The sequence below is a fragment of the Raoultibacter phocaeensis genome (assembly GCF_901411515.1).
GTDB classification, from domain to species: domain Bacteria; phylum Actinomycetota; class Coriobacteriia; order Coriobacteriales; family Eggerthellaceae; genus Raoultibacter; species Raoultibacter phocaeensis.
Window position 1 is genome coordinate 684,826 of record NZ_CABDUX010000002.1, and the last position, 13,341, is coordinate 698,166.

The following is a 13,341-nucleotide window of genomic DNA, read 5'->3' on the forward strand; positions in this document are numbered from 1 at the left end:
CGATGAGCGATTTGAAGACGATGACGAACGCGCAGCTTGAAAGCCTTGCGCATCTGCGCGGAATCGATATTTCGGAATGCAGCACCAAGGCGGATCGTATCGAGAAGATCGAAGCATATAGTGGCGAAGGTGCTTTGGTTGATCTGCGGGTCATGGGGGTTGACGTCGCGATTTCCGAGGACGCAATGGACGATTTCGAGGTTCTCGGATGGCTTGGCGACATAACCCGCAAAGGCGATCCGACGGTGCTTCCCGATCTCATGAAGCGCTTGTTTCGCGATGATTGGCAGCGCATATTCGACGAGCTGAAAGGGAGCGATTATCGTCTGCGCACCTCCAAGGCGGTCGAGTTCTTTACGGCGATCATGGAAGAGCTGAACGCAAAAAACTGATGCTGCTCGCGCGGATGCTGGATGAGTATCCGGTACACGTGCGGGCCGATATGCAGCAGTACTACGGGTTGAACATCGAGCGCATGGGCATCGACTATTCGATGCGGCATGCCGCCGATCTCATCGCTATGCTGCCGTCAAAATCAAGAACGTTCAGGGCGATCGACGCGCGCTACGAATGGGATATGAACGAATACCTGCTTGCCGAGGCTGTCGATTCCCTACACATGATGGTATGGGCGAACTCTAAAGACGCCCAGAAAAACCGCAACAGACCGAAACCGCTTCCGCGTCCTGGAAGCGGTTCTCCTTCTCGCGAAACGATCGGTCTGGATGCGGAGGAATATGCGGTGGAGCTTATGAAACCAAGAAAGGAGGTGGGATATGGCAACGGATATAGGTAGCGCATACCTGACGGTTGTGCCGTCGCTCGGCGACATCCAGAAGCAAATCGAGGCGCAGTTAGCCTCGATCGATCTTTCGAAGTCAGGCGAAGCCCTTGGAAGCTCGCTCGTTCGTGGCGTGCAAAGTTCCCTTTCGCGCCTATCCCTTGCCCCTGCGTTTGCTCAGCAAGTCGGTCCGGCTACCGAGTCGATCCAGAAGAGCATGCAAGGTGGTGGGATTAACCTCGATGCGCTTTCGTCGGCTACGGGAGTCATCGCAAACGTCCTTCGCGCACTCAGCGCGCTCAAGAGCATGCTGACACCGGTTCGGATCGACCTTTCCAATGTAGAAATCCTCATTGTAAATCTGACGAATTCATCTAAAGGAGCCGAGGGAGGATTCAAGGGATTGAAATCCGTCTTAACCGCATTAACGTCCCCCTTGGCAATCGTGATAGCGATTATTGCAGCTTTAGCCGCAGGATTCGCCTATCTTATGACAACGAACGACGGGTTCAGGGAAACGGTCATGGGGCTTGTGGGCGTTATAGGAGAAAGCCTCGCTCCGATTCTCGGGATCGTGGGGCAGGCCGTTGCGGATCTCGCAACGGCGGTGTTGCCGTTGTTGGCCGGTATGATAGAGCTGCTGCTTCCGGTCATCGGACAAATATGCATCGTTATCTTGCAACTGGTCGCCGCGCTAGCGCCTGTGGTAACTATGCTTGTGGCAGAGCTCGTTCCCATTATCGTAGAGATAATCGAGCTCGTCGTGTTGGTTGCCTCGCAGATACTCGCTGCCATTGTTCCTGTCATTACGACAATCCTGACCATGATTCAGACGAATATGCCGATGATCCAGATGATCATAACGACGGTCATGACCGCCATCATGGCTGTCGTACAAACGGTGTGGCCCCTTATTCAGGCCATCATCGAAACGGCTATGGGAATCATCCAGTCGATCATGAGCATTGTATCGGCGGCTATGGCTGGTGACTGGCAAGGTGTGTGGGAAGGAATCCTCGCGCTCGTCGATACGATATGGACCGGCATCCAAAGCGTTGTCGGCATTGCGATCGGGATACTGCAAGGCGCTATCGGCACTGCTCTCGATTTTATCCAGGGAATCTGGGATGGCGCGTGGACGGCTATCGGTACATTTTTGCAAGGTGCATGGGATGGCATCTGTGCTGCTGTTGAAACGGGAATCTCTACAGCTGTCGATTTCGTAGGAGGATTGCCCGATCAAGCACTTTCAGCGCTTGGGGATATCGGAACGTTTCTGTACAACGCAGGAAATAACTTTATCCAAGGTTTTATCAACGGTATTAAAGCTGCGGGTGATTGGGTGATCAATGCGGTTCGAACACTGTGCGACGATGCGCTTGGGGCGGTTAAATCGTTTTTCGGCATCGCAAGTCCCTCGAAAGTCATGGCGAAAATGGGCGGCTATATAGGAGACGGGCTTGCCGAAGGCATCTCCGCCTCGGCACCTTCGGTCATCCGCGCGATGGACGAAGTCGGCGCTGATGTTGCCGCATCTGCAAAGCACGCAGTATCGGGAGCAGTTCATTCCTTGGCCGCTGAAGCCGACGGCATGTTCGAGCCGTTCGATGGTCCCATGCGGCATGCGACATTGCAGCGAAATTTCGAGCTTGGGAGATTGGAGCCGTCTTCGACGGACGGTGCGAAACTAGACGAACTCATCTATACGGTTCGTCAGCTCCATGGTTCTTTGGGAAGCATAATTGCGGCAAACGCCCCATCGTTGGGAAGACGCGATTTTAGAAGGGTGGTGAATTCTCTCTGATGAGATACGTGAACCATCTCGGTGCCGAATTTGATTTCGATGCACCGGGAATCTATACCCATAGAGATGGGTTACGCGATTATTCGTGGAACGTAACCTTGCTCAACGGTCGAATCGCTTCGGCGAAGAGAGCCGAGGTCGCCATCCCGGTAGTCGTCAACTTTGCGATGCATTCTGCCAAATGCAATGCGGCGAAGGAGAAGCTCCGGACGGTTCTTGATGCGGATCCGGTTGCCGGGAGGACAGGGCGGCTCTACGATGGCGCATGGTACGTTGAGTGCATGCTTCAATCGTCGTCTAAGGCTCTCTGGTGGTACAGCGACGAAACTGCTCGGTGTACTTTGTCTTTTCTGGCTACCGAGCCTGTCTGGATTCGCGAGCATGCTTCTTTGTTCTCTAAGGGAGATACGTCGGGCGGCTTGAATTTTCCGTTCGATTTCCCTTTCGGTTTCGCGTTGTCAGGGACTGGGAGCAGGTTTGTCGAAAATCCAGGGTTTGAGCCGGCGCCCATCAGACTGACCGTATACGGACCTGCGAAATCCCCGGTTGTCATTATTGGGGGCAATCGTTACGAGGTCAATGCGGAAGTAAAGGAGGGAGGTAGGCTCGTCATCGACGGTACAGTCAAAACCATCAATGTCGAGGATGCGTACGGCCGTACGGAAAACGTGTTTTCGAAACGGTGCGGGAACCAACGCGAGGGCAGCGGATCGTATGTGTTCCAGAAAGTGGATCCCGGACATCAATCCGTCACCTGGGACGGCTCGTTCGCGTTCGAGGTCATCGTGTTCGAACGGGGGAGCGAAAGTGGGTGGGGACGATGATCGACCTCACCTACACCGACGCGGACGGTACGGACTTGGGCATTCTCTGCGCATATCAGCTCGATCTTGCTTACGGAAGCGATGAGAACGATTTCGAGCTTACTGTGCCCGAAGGCGTGTTTCTTGAAGAGAAATCGAGGGTTTACATCGAAGGCACCGAATGGGGCGGCATCGTGCGAGGCGGCAGGGAATCGACGCTCGACGGCGAGACCGTCTTTGTCGTCACGGGTGAAACATGGCATGGCAAGCTTGCTTCGACGTACGTGTGCTCCACTGAGGATCTGGTAGTGTCGGGAGAAGCGAACGAAGCGCTGCGCACGGTGATTGCCTTCGTCGGATTGGGTGATGTGTTCGACGTTTCAGAAGAGGAAAGCGGCGTGCGTGTTGCATACTCCCTTCGCTCTATGGAAGCCGTGTATGCGGGATTGCGCAAAATGCTGGCTGCGGCAGGAGGGAAACTGCGTATAACAAAGGAATCGGGAAGCAAACCAACGCTTTGCGCTGTGCCCGTCAACGCGTATATCGACGAGAACGACCTTGACGGATACGGATACGAGCTCGCGTGGGCTACTCCCGCCAACCATCTCATTTGCCTTGGTTCGGGCGAGGGTATCGATCGTGCGATGATCCACCTATACGCTGATGCCGCAGGAAATATCGGCGAGACCCAGGTTTTCTACGGCCTCGACGAGCGGCAATGCGTTCTCGAGAGCAACGTACTTGCCGACGAATTACGTGAAGAAGGCGAAAGAAAACTTCGGGAACTGCAGAACACAGGTACCTGCGAGCTTTCCTTGCCGAAAGACGCGGTGTTCGATGTGGGGGATATTGTCGGTGTGGTTTCCGAGAAAACCGGCGTAACCGTTACGTCTGTCGTTACGAAAACCGTAGTCAAGATTTCCGAAGACGGCCAAATCGAGCTTACCAACGAAATCGGAGAAGTCGTACCAGTTAGTGCAGCTTCTCAGAGGAAATAGTCTACGCTGCCAAGACTCATTCTGACGGTGAAGTTGAGTTTCGGTCGCAGTTGACTGGATAACCGACCTCGTTGTTTTTGAAGAGGTGTGGTTTGCTGCACAAAGATAGTGAGAGAAAGGAGATAAGAAGTATGTCAGTAGAATTAGTTACCGGCAAAGGGGCAACCGACCATGTGGGAGCAGAAGATTTCGGTGCCTATCAAGCATATACCTATGGCCCCGATGAATACATCCTGCACGGATGCGAAGCGACGGTCATCGACTCCAACACAATACGCATATCCGAAGGTGATCTGCTTGTGCAAGGCAGACATGTTCGTGTTAAGGGATCGGAGGATGTCGCGATCCAGAGCGGCATAGTGGGGCGCAATCGTAAGGATCTTATCTGCGTGCGTTACGCAAAAGATCAGAACGGCATAGAAGATGCACCGATCTCTGCCATCGTAGGTACGCCTGTCGAGGGGGAGGCGGTATATCCGCCGACGATCGAGGGAGACTTGCTTGCAGGAGATGTTGCGGCAGACTTCCCGCTGTTTAGCGTATCGATATCGGGACTGGAGGTTGGAGTTCCTGTGCCATGCATGAAGCGAACCGCACGATATGTCGGGCATATTCATAGCCAAGTGGATATTGAAGACGGTGCAATAACTGCAGCAAAACTGGATGATTCATTACTGAAGCGAATTACAGATTTAGAAGCGGCAAAACTAACCAAACTTGACTCGTATCCTATCGGATCGTATTACATTTCGCACATAGCGACAAGTCCAGCTTCGCTCTTCGGAGGCTCGTGGACTTCGATAACTGGACGGTTTTTGTACGCCAACTCATCGACTGCTGCCGGGGGCTCTAATACGCATACGCTTACAGTGAACGAGATGCCTAGCCATACGCACAACTACACTGATTATCACATGGTAGTGCAGCAAAACAGCGGACTTGCTTCTCTTAGCTGTGTTTCTTGGAGCAAGATGGACTACGGTATTGGGGTTCATCCGCAAAACACGGGCGGTAACGCTGCGCATAACAATATGCCGGCATATCAAAGCGTATATGCATGGCGTAGAACATCGTAGGGGGAAGGTATGACAAATTACGAATGGCATGGTGTGTATGATGCCGAAGGAAATAGAATAAAGAATCCTGATCCAGAAATAGGTATCACTGAAATAGAAACGATTGTAGTTCACCATGAGGCTGTTGCGGCTGTGGAGGAAGTTGGTCATGAGGGCAGGGTGCTAGCCGAGTACGAAAACGGCGGACGGGATGTTGAATGGATTGTTGATGTGCCAGCTATTGAAGCTCGTGATGCATATGATGAAGAGATCGAAATCTATCGCTATCGACCATATTCTGCCGATGACCTTGTTGAGAGGGTCCAAGACTAAGCCAAGAGCTGTTCGCATAATGAGAAGTCCTACGGGTCTTCTCTTCTTTTTGGTGGGGTGATGCCGTGGAAAAAGTACTCGATGCGGTGGCGGGCTCTCTCGCTCAAGCGGGGCCCGAATGGGTAATCGCCCTCGGAGCGCTCGCCATCGCAGCATGGGTTACAGCAAAAGGTCTGCCGATCTACAAGGCGACCAAGCTCAAGCGGATCGAGATCGAAGTAGAGCGCGAGACGCGCAAAGCTGAAGAGGCTCGACGGTTCGACGACCGCGAACACGAGCGTTCGGCAATAGCGGTGCGGCAGGTTGATGCGCAGGAACGCTCAACGGCTACCATAAACGCTATGACCGCCCAAATGGCCATGATGAACGCGAGCCTCGATGAAAGCAAATGCCGCTCGCGCGAAATGGGCATGACGGTGGGAGCTATGGCTGATCAGGTCGACGAAATACACGACATTGTCGTTGGATGCAAGATCGGAGGAACCGAATGAGAAAGATCACTGAAAGATTCGTAGCATGGTGCGCCGATGATTGTGCTGCAGCGCGTTTCGAACGAACAGTGGTGCAGGGCCTTATCGGCGTGGCGGTGAGCGCAATGACGTATTGTGGGACAGGAGACGGAGCGATTGCGGTTATCGTCGTTCCAGCGGTCATGGCTGTCCTGTCTCCGCTTCAGAAGGCCATAGGCAATAGGGGGGAGGCGGAGCTATCGTGAGGAATGCGAGGGAGGCTGCAACAGGGCAATTGATCGATGAAGCGGGATCCGAGTCCTTTTCGGAAGGCATTTGCGATGCCTGACATCAAGTGGATCGGCTGCACCAAATACAATCCCGGGCGCGGCGGCTACCGCGTGAAGCAGATCGTGCCGCACATCGCCGAGTGCACGACGATGGCGGGAGTGGACGCAACGTTCGCGGGACCCCGCGAGGCTTCGACGCACTACTGCGTGGACGAGAGTTCGATACACCAGTACGTGTCCGAGTCCGATACCGCGTGGGCCGTGGGCAACTGGGTCGGCAACCGCGAGACCATCAGCATCGAGCACGTGGGAACAACCGCCAACCCCCCGAGCTCAAAGACGCTCGACCGCAGCGCGGAGCTCATGGCCGACATAGCGAAAAGGTATGGGTGGTCCGAGCTCGTGCTGGGTCAAAATGTCGGACTCCATAAGTGGTACAGCGCGACGAGCTGCCCTGCCACGCTCGACTACAACTACCTCGTCGCCAAGGCGAACGCCATCCTGCGCGGCTCGGCGGGATGGAGCGGCCCCGGCGAGGAGATTGCGGGCGCGAGCCGCACAGAGACCGCGCGGGCGATAGCGGACAAGAAAGGATGGACCGGCCGACTTATGCGGACATCGGGAGATAACTGGCCCGATTTGCTCACGGGTATGTGGGTGGCAGGCAGGCTCGACGCGAATATCCTGTACGGCGGCGACGACTTTTATCTCTCGGATGGCACGGGCGGACTGTGCCTCGGCAGCGACAACCGCTACGGCACGAATCGGTATTGCCTCGATTTTTGGGAAAAGGTAAAGGGGCTCGACATCGGCGATACCTGCTTCGTGGTACCGGGGAATGACTATCCCGACGGCGTCGCGTGCGCTTGGGCTTCGTACAACCTTGGCATACCGATCGTTCTATACGAAGATCACCGAAACTTTCGTTCGCTTATATCCCGATTCGAACGCGCTGTCGCCATCGGCAACACCGTGCCCAAGTTCGAAGGCGAAACCGAACGTATTGCGGGAGTCGACCGCGGGGAGACCGCGGTTGCTGTTGCTGAGCGGTTCGCGAAAACCTGGAAGCATCCTGTTATCGTAACGGGTTCCGGCTACGCAGACGGGTTGTCCGCATCCCAATGGGTGGGGGACAACGCACTTTTATTTGCCGAGGGCCAGGCAAGCGTCCATGCACTTGAGCGACACCGGGCTGAAATTGAGACAATCTACTGGATAGGCGATGAGAATGCTATTCCGCATGGCCGCCGATGCGAGCTCAGCAAAGCCGCTGGCCTTCTTCGATGAGGTGCGAAGCGGTAAAGAGAGAGCGCCTCGATGGCGTTTCCAATAAATTCGCATTGAGTCGACGGAGCAAAATGCTTCCTGTTTGGCCGATCGCCTGCTTGGCGGTCGGCCTTTGGCGGCACACGCCTTTCTCAGTGAACCCCTTGTTCGAACAGCGACCTGTCGTGCTGCATCTTGCTGACGAGGTGGCCGACTAGTTCATCTTGCGAAATGGCCGGTTGGGTTTTGACGAACCACCACGCGAGGCTGATGGCTCCGTAGCAGTTGTAGATGACCGACATCTCTCGGTTGATTTCGGCTTGCCTGCTGATCGGCAGGTTGTCGGAGTAATAGGATCGAAATCCCTTAAGCCAGATGTCGACCACCTTGCCTTGCAGCTCCTCGTTGCCTCCAGGCTGTCTCATGATGTGTTCGAGTTGGGTCTTGTGCTGGTTCATGGCATCAAGTAGGTTGTTGAAAAATACGGTCAGGTTCTGATCGGTGAACAAGTGGGCAGAGGGTTTGAGCTCTGCGGACAACCACGCCACGACGAGGTCGTACTTGTCATCGAAGTGTTGGTAGAACGCCGCTTTGCTCACCGAGGCTCGCTGACATATCTGCTTTACGGTGATGGAGTCGAAATCCCGTTCTTCCAAAAGAGCGTCTATGGCGCCGAACAGAGCGTGCCGGGTTCGGGAAACGCGTGCATCGAGAGGTTGTAGATTGGTCATATCTTCCCTTTCTTCGCTCAGCATATGCTATCACAATGCTGCATTCGGAAAGGTGCGTTCTGGCGTCATATTGAAAAAACGGCATGTGGCGTGCAGCCCATGCCGTTTTTTCACATACCTATGCCGAAGAGAAGGTCGTCTCGGGTCGGTATCGGTGTCGGTGCCGAGGGTTTCGGCCTTCGGTGCTAGGGAGATGCCAGGCAGGCTTCGCCTCGATGGTGATCCCGCGAGGAAGCCCGGCTTTAGGCGACTTCGTATGCCCTGCTACGCTGCTTCTTCTTTTTCGCCGTTTCGCGGCGCTCGCTGCGGCTTTGAGGTTTGCGCTTGCCCTGAGCTTTGCGGTTGCCCGGCTCGAAGCTAGCGCCTCCGCGCTTTCTCGGCGCGCTTCCGTGAGCTTTCTTGGCAGGAGCCTTGTGTTTCGGTTTCTGAACGTAGGCTTCGATATCCTTCAGCCGGTCGAATTGCTCGTCTCCACCCATGAGCATTTCGGCGAGCGCAACGGCTACCTGTTTTTCCGAGCCTTCGAACGAGTCGCTTTCGAGAAGGCTCGCAACGAGTTTCTGCGCTGCGTTGCCCGCAGGGGTCTTCGCGCGCTCCTCAACGGTGCAAGCGGTTCGTTTTACTGTTTTGTCCATGATTTCCCCGCTTGTGGGAAGCGTGCGTTCATCGATGGTGCTGCCCGTGTACTTCATGAGGGCGCGCAGCGTCGCATGCTGCTTACCGTTGCAGATAAGCGTCTGCGAAACACCCCGTTTCCCTGCGCGGCCCGTACGGCCGATGCGATGCACGTAGTACTCGAAACTCTGCGGCAGGTCGTAGTTGATGACGACGTCGACATCGTCGACGTCGATGCCGCGCGCGGCTACGTCGGTGGCGATGAGCGCGTGCACCGATCCTTTACGGAAGCCTTGCATGACTTGGCTTCGCGCGGCTTGCGTCATGTCGCCGTGCAGACCGGAGGCCTTGAAACCCTGCTTGCGAAGCGTTTCGGCGAGCTCGTCAACCATCGACTTGGTGTTACAGAATACGACGGAGCGCTGGCCGTTCGCGTGCATGAGCAGGCTGAGCACGTCCTTTTTCTTGGCTTGCGCTACACGGTAGTACGTTTGCTCGATGTCGGCTTGGTTTTCTTTTCCGGAAAGCGTTTCGACGGTTACCGGATCGGTGAGAAACGTGTTCGAGATCTTCAAGAGCGATGCCGACATGGTGGCCGAGAACAGCACGGTCTGACGGTCTTCGGGCGTTGCGGTCAAGATGGTTTCGATGTCGTCGATGAATCCCATGTTGAGCATCTCGTCGGCCTCATCGAGCACGACGGTTTGTATGCGGTCGAGCTTGAGGGTCTTGCGTCGCATATGGTCCATGAGACGCCCCGGGGTGCCGATGACGATGTTGGCGTGGCGCAGTTGTTTGATCTGGTCGCCCATGGGTGCTCCGCCGTATACGACCGCGAGCGAGACGCCTTCTTTGTACTTCGAGAACTTCCTCATCTCGCAGTAGATCTGCATGGCGAGCTCGCGGGTGGGGGAAAGCACGAGCACCTGCGCATGATGCGAGGTGCCATCGACGCTCTCGATCGCGGGGATGGCGAAGGCCCCCGTCTTTCCCGAACCGGTGCAGCTGCGCCCGATCAGATCGTGCCCCTCGAGCAAAAAGGGGATGGCGCGTGCCTGGATGTTCGTGGGTTTGGTGTAGCCGATCTCGTCAATCGCTCTGATGACGTGCGGCGTGAGCGGCATTTCGTTGAATGCCGCGGGGCAACTCTGGGTATTCGACATAACTCCTCATTCGACGTTCGATTGTATGCGGACCTTCGGGCAACAAAGCGCTCTGCGCTTTCGCAGTGCCGTTTCGGGCCCGCAGCAAAACACCATCCACCCGTCAAACAAAGAGATGAGCCTTATTTGCAAGGGAAGAATCAACACTACATGAATCATGGAAAAATGGATCATGTGGATGGCTTCAGCGTGTATGCAGTATACCTGGAAGGGACGCTCGCTCGCACGCCGCGCAGAGAGTACCCGATAAAAACACGTTTACACCGTAGGGTCCCATTTTCAGCGACGATTGCCCGATTCGGCGCAATCGATATAATGGTACGGAGACTATAAGCGATAACGGCAGGTATGGAGGCGCTATGGCAGGGCAGCAAGCAGGTTGGTATCCGGATCCGTCGGGGGACGCATCGAAGCTCAGGTATTGGGATGGGATGCGGTGGACCGATGACTGCACGAGCACGCAGGCGAGTCAACAAACCGGTACCCAAAGCGCTCCGTACAGTCAGCCGGCGGGGCAGTACGGCGCCGCTCAGGGATATTACGGTCAGCCGGTCCAATCGGCGACGGGCGATAACGACCAGACGTTGAGGCTTGTTGCGTTCATCTTGTGCGTGCTTTCGACCATTTCGGTCGGATGGGCTCTCATTCCGCTTGCATGGATGATACCGATGACGGTGCATTGCTGGGGGCTCTACAAGGGTACGAAAGCCAATACCACGGCGTTCGGCGTCTGCACGCTGATATTCGTGAATATCGTAAGCGGCATACTTTTGCTGGTTTCGAAGAAGGATCAGTAGGCGAAGCGGCCGTCGGAAACGGCTTGTGCCGAGCAGGGCTGTACCGCCTATCCCGCAATCCGATGTACGTGGCGTATTTCGTGTACTTCGTCGGGTGCGCGCTGCTCACGCAATCGATGGTGCTGCTCGGTACCGTGATCGCCTTTCAGGTGTCTGCCCACTGGATCATCCTATCCGAAGAGCGCTGGTGTCTCGAGCGATTCGGCGAGGAATACCAACGATACAGCAAAAAAGTCAGACGGTACTTATGATCGGGAAACGGCGAACGGAAGCCCGTTGCCGAAGCTTCCGTCCGCTATGCTTTATGCCAGGTTGTTCTCTTCGAGCACATCGCCTATGTAGGTGCCTTCGGTCTTGCGTACGAATCCCTCGACGATTTTCTGCTCTACGAACGGCATGTCCATTTCCGTGAGCTTTTTGCGATCGGACAGGTAGTAGACCGCGTTCGCGAGCGCCCGCACATCAAAGGCCGAGGCGAAGGTTTCCGGTACGCCGCGCTCGAGATCGAGCAGCTGGTAGACGGCTTCCATGGCGGTGCGCACCGAATACTCCGTCGTGAATACCGTATCGCGCTCGGTTTCGGCGAAGTTGCCGATGAACGCGAGGTTCTTCGATCCGTTCGGCACGACGAGCGGACGGTCGCCTTTCGCCCTGAGCATGAAGTACGAGGTGATGAACGGCATGTACACAGGTATGGCCGTCGTCGAATTCTCAGCGATGTCCTCGATTTCTATTTCGGGTACCCCGAGGTGATATAAAAGCTCCTGTACGATCTCTTCTCCCGTGCACTGCTCGATGGGTTTCTTTACGTAGTTGCCCGGTGTATCGGAGAGCAGTCCGTAGACCCAGATGATGGTCTGTTCGGGGGTTTGGCCTTTGAAATGCGGCTGGCGATGGATGGTGAAGCTGAGCATCCAGTTCGAGTCCTTTGCTGTGATGATGCCCCCGGTAACGATCTTTCCCGTGCGGGGTTTGCGATTCGTGAGCCGCTCGATGTACGGGTCGAGATCGCTGTTCTCGACGGTGACGGTTGCCGAGACAAACCAGCTTTTCGCAGGCAGGTTCTCGCAGAAAGCATCAGGGTTTCCGAATTCGGGTGATTGCTCGGCGAGGTTCTTCCAGAGTTTCCAGCTTCCGCCCAGCTCGTGGGTGATGGGGGCGGGGGTGTGGTGGTCACCTTGCGTCGAGCTTTCGGTGATCGATCCGTTTGTGACGAATACGAGGTCGTTTTCGGTCAAGTCGATTTCCTTGGCCGAACCGGCCTGGGTAAGGACGATCTTCTTCGCGACCTTGGATCCGCCCTCGGTATCGACGATGACGTTTTCCACCTGCGTATCGTACTCGATATGTGCGCCTTTGTCGGTAAGGAAGGCCACGAGCGGTTTCACGAGCGATTCGTACTGGTTGTACCGCGTGAACTTCAGTGCGGTGAAATCGGGGAGCCCCTTGATGTGGTGGATGAACCGCATCACGTAACGCCGCATCTCGATGGCCGAGTGCCAGCGCTCGAATGCGAACATCGAGCACCAATACAGCCAAAAATTCGATTCGAAGAACTCGTCGGTGAACACGTCTTCGATGCGTTTGCCTTCGAGCTTGTCTTCCGATGTCATGAAGAGCTCGACCAATTCCTTCTGGGCTTTCTTCGACAGAGTGAAATCGCCGTCGTCTGCGGCGCGCTCGCCTCTGTTGTGGATGATGCGGCAGTTCGAGGAATTAGGATCGTCGTGATCGAGCCAATAGAACTCGTCTAGGACAGAAGCGTCTTCAACTTCCAAGGAGGGTATCGATCTGAAGAGATCCCACAGGCACTCGAAGTGATTTTCCATCTCGCGCCCGCCGCGTGTGACGAAGCTTTCGGGAGAGACCTCCTTGCCATCGAGGGAGCCGCCCGGGGTGGGCAGCTCTTCGAAAAGATGCACGTTGTCGGGTTTCATCTGCCCGTCGCGGACAAGAAATACCGCCGCAGCGAGCCCTGCGAGTCCGCTTCCGACGATGTAGGCCGACTTCTCATCCACCCCTTGAGGTTTGCGGGGTCGAGCGAATGCTTCGTAGTTGCCGTTCGTATGTCTCATGGCAAGCTCCCTTCGAGTATGTGCTTGGTGTATGCACCAAGCCTACTTCTTCAAGCGAGGGTAGGGAGGAAGCGTACCGAAATGCAGCCCGACGGTTGCTGCGCTGAAACCGGATTTGACGGTTTCAGCGAAACCGTTCATGGGCGTCTGGGCGTCGAGCGTAGTCCCCGTACGTCATCGG

General features: G+C 55.6%; 15 protein-coding genes. 12 read left to right on the forward strand and 3 right to left on the reverse strand.

Annotated features, from left to right (window positions below; all coding sequences use genetic code 11):
• The first annotated feature begins 2 nt into the window (after window positions 1-2).
• The 10 genes from FJE54_RS10740 to FJE54_RS10785 all read left to right on the forward strand — a co-directional run bounded on the left by FJE54_RS10740 (window position 3) and on the right by FJE54_RS10785 (window position 7,800).
• Window positions 3-392, forward strand: coding sequence for a hypothetical protein (locus FJE54_RS10740; RefSeq protein ID WP_139652774.1), 390 nt, complete (start codon window positions 3-5; stop codon window positions 390-392).
• The gene (locus FJE54_RS10745) at window positions 392-796 is read left to right on the forward strand and encodes a DUF5361 domain-containing protein (protein WP_139652775.1); all 405 of its coding nucleotides are present in this window, start codon (window positions 392-394) and stop codon (window positions 794-796) included. The genes FJE54_RS10740 and FJE54_RS10745 overlap by 1 nt, the downstream gene beginning before the upstream one ends.
• Window positions 777-2,585 (forward strand): phage tail protein, encoded by a 1,809-nt coding sequence (locus FJE54_RS10750; protein WP_139652776.1) that lies wholly within the window; start codon window positions 777-779, stop codon window positions 2,583-2,585. The genes FJE54_RS10745 and FJE54_RS10750 overlap by 20 nt, the downstream gene beginning before the upstream one ends.
• Before the next feature lie 389 nt (window positions 2,586-2,974).
• A complete protein-coding gene (locus tag FJE54_RS10755; RefSeq protein ID WP_139652777.1) occupies window positions 2,975-3,409 on the forward strand; it encodes a hypothetical protein in 435 nt (144 codons plus the stop codon).
• Window positions 3,397-4,386 carry a Gp37-like protein gene (locus tag FJE54_RS10760; protein WP_139652778.1) on the forward strand — a complete coding sequence of 330 codons (990 nt, stop codon included), beginning with the start codon at window positions 3,397-3,399 and terminating at the stop codon, window positions 4,384-4,386. Before FJE54_RS10755 ends, FJE54_RS10760 begins: the two co-directional genes overlap by 13 nt.
• 131 nt (window positions 4,387-4,517) lie before the next feature.
• A complete protein-coding gene (locus tag FJE54_RS10765) occupies window positions 4,518-5,462 on the forward strand; it encodes a phage baseplate protein (RefSeq protein ID WP_139652779.1) in 945 nt (314 codons plus the stop codon).
• A gap of 9 nt (window positions 5,463-5,471) precedes the next feature.
• Entirely contained in the window at window positions 5,472-5,774 is a 303-nt protein-coding gene (locus FJE54_RS10770; RefSeq protein WP_139652780.1) for a hypothetical protein, read from the forward strand.
• A gap of 65 nt (window positions 5,775-5,839) precedes the next feature.
• The gene (locus FJE54_RS10775) at window positions 5,840-6,265 is read left to right on the forward strand and encodes a hypothetical protein (RefSeq protein ID WP_139652781.1); all 426 of its coding nucleotides are present in this window, start codon (window positions 5,840-5,842) and stop codon (window positions 6,263-6,265) included.
• Window positions 6,262-6,489, forward strand: coding sequence for a hypothetical protein (locus FJE54_RS10780; RefSeq protein WP_139652782.1), 228 nt, complete (start codon window positions 6,262-6,264; stop codon window positions 6,487-6,489). Before FJE54_RS10775 ends, FJE54_RS10780 begins: the two co-directional genes overlap by 4 nt.
• A 75-nt stretch (window positions 6,490-6,564) precedes the next feature.
• Window positions 6,565-7,800, forward strand: a complete 1,236-nt coding sequence (locus FJE54_RS10785; RefSeq protein WP_180326704.1) for a cell wall-binding repeat-containing protein — start codon at window positions 6,565-6,567, stop codon at window positions 7,798-7,800.
• A gap of 131 nt (window positions 7,801-7,931) precedes the next feature.
• Here FJE54_RS10785 and FJE54_RS10790 read toward each other — a convergent pair whose 3' ends face one another.
• The gene (locus tag FJE54_RS10790) at window positions 7,932-8,510 is read right to left on the reverse strand and encodes a TetR/AcrR family transcriptional regulator (RefSeq protein ID WP_180326705.1); all 579 of its coding nucleotides are present in this window, start codon (window positions 8,508-8,510) and stop codon (window positions 7,932-7,934) included.
• 242 nt (window positions 8,511-8,752) lie between these two features.
• Window positions 8,753-10,288 (reverse strand): DEAD/DEAH box helicase, encoded by a 1,536-nt coding sequence (locus FJE54_RS10795; protein WP_139652785.1) that lies wholly within the window; start codon window positions 10,286-10,288, stop codon window positions 8,753-8,755.
• 359 nt (window positions 10,289-10,647) lie between these two features.
• On the opposite strand from FJE54_RS10795, the gene FJE54_RS16155 reads away from it, so the two are divergent.
• A complete protein-coding gene (locus FJE54_RS16155) occupies window positions 10,648-11,085 on the forward strand; it encodes a DUF2510 domain-containing protein (RefSeq protein ID WP_139652786.1) in 438 nt (145 codons plus the stop codon).
• A gap of 23 nt (window positions 11,086-11,108) precedes the next feature.
• On the forward strand, window positions 11,109-11,336 hold the full coding sequence (locus tag FJE54_RS16160) for a methyltransferase family protein (RefSeq protein WP_218971921.1): 228 nt from the start codon (window positions 11,109-11,111) through the stop codon (window positions 11,334-11,336).
• Window positions 11,337-11,387: 51 nt separating this feature from the next.
• Here the strand turns inward: FJE54_RS16160 and FJE54_RS10810 are convergent, their stop codons facing one another.
• On the reverse strand, window positions 11,388-13,160 hold the full coding sequence (locus FJE54_RS10810; protein WP_139652787.1) for an oleate hydratase: 1,773 nt from the start codon (window positions 13,158-13,160) through the stop codon (window positions 11,388-11,390).
• Between the last annotated feature and the right edge of the window lie 181 nt (window positions 13,161-13,341).

Bases quoted from the DNA above. Each gene is read 5' to 3' on its own strand.
- FJE54_RS10740 (WP_139652774.1), top strand. From the start codon at position 3: ATGAGCGATTTGAAGACGATGACGAACGCGCAGCTTGAAAGCCTTGCG.
- FJE54_RS10795 (WP_139652785.1), bottom strand. From the start codon at position 10,288: ATGTCGAATACCCAGAGTTGCCCCGCGGCATTCAACGAAATGCCGCTC.
- FJE54_RS10745 (WP_139652775.1), top strand. From the start codon at position 392: ATGCTGCTCGCGCGGATGCTGGATGAGTATCCGGTACACGTGCGGGCC.
- FJE54_RS10780 (WP_139652782.1), top strand. From the start codon at position 6,262: ATGAGAAAGATCACTGAAAGATTCGTAGCATGGTGCGCCGATGATTGT.
- FJE54_RS10750 (WP_139652776.1), top strand. From the start codon at position 777: ATGGCAACGGATATAGGTAGCGCATACCTGACGGTTGTGCCGTCGCTC.
- FJE54_RS10810 (WP_139652787.1), bottom strand. From the start codon at position 13,160: ATGAGACATACGAACGGCAACTACGAAGCATTCGCTCGACCCCGCAAA.
- FJE54_RS10785 (WP_180326704.1), top strand. From the start codon at position 6,565: ATGCCTGACATCAAGTGGATCGGCTGCACCAAATACAATCCCGGGCGC.
- FJE54_RS16155 (WP_139652786.1), top strand. From the start codon at position 10,648: ATGGCAGGGCAGCAAGCAGGTTGGTATCCGGATCCGTCGGGGGACGCA.
- FJE54_RS10790 (WP_180326705.1), bottom strand. From the start codon at position 8,510: ATGACCAATCTACAACCTCTCGATGCACGCGTTTCCCGAACCCGGCAC.
- FJE54_RS10765 (WP_139652779.1), top strand. From the start codon at position 4,518: ATGTCAGTAGAATTAGTTACCGGCAAAGGGGCAACCGACCATGTGGGA.
- FJE54_RS10770 (WP_139652780.1), top strand. From the start codon at position 5,472: ATGACAAATTACGAATGGCATGGTGTGTATGATGCCGAAGGAAATAGA.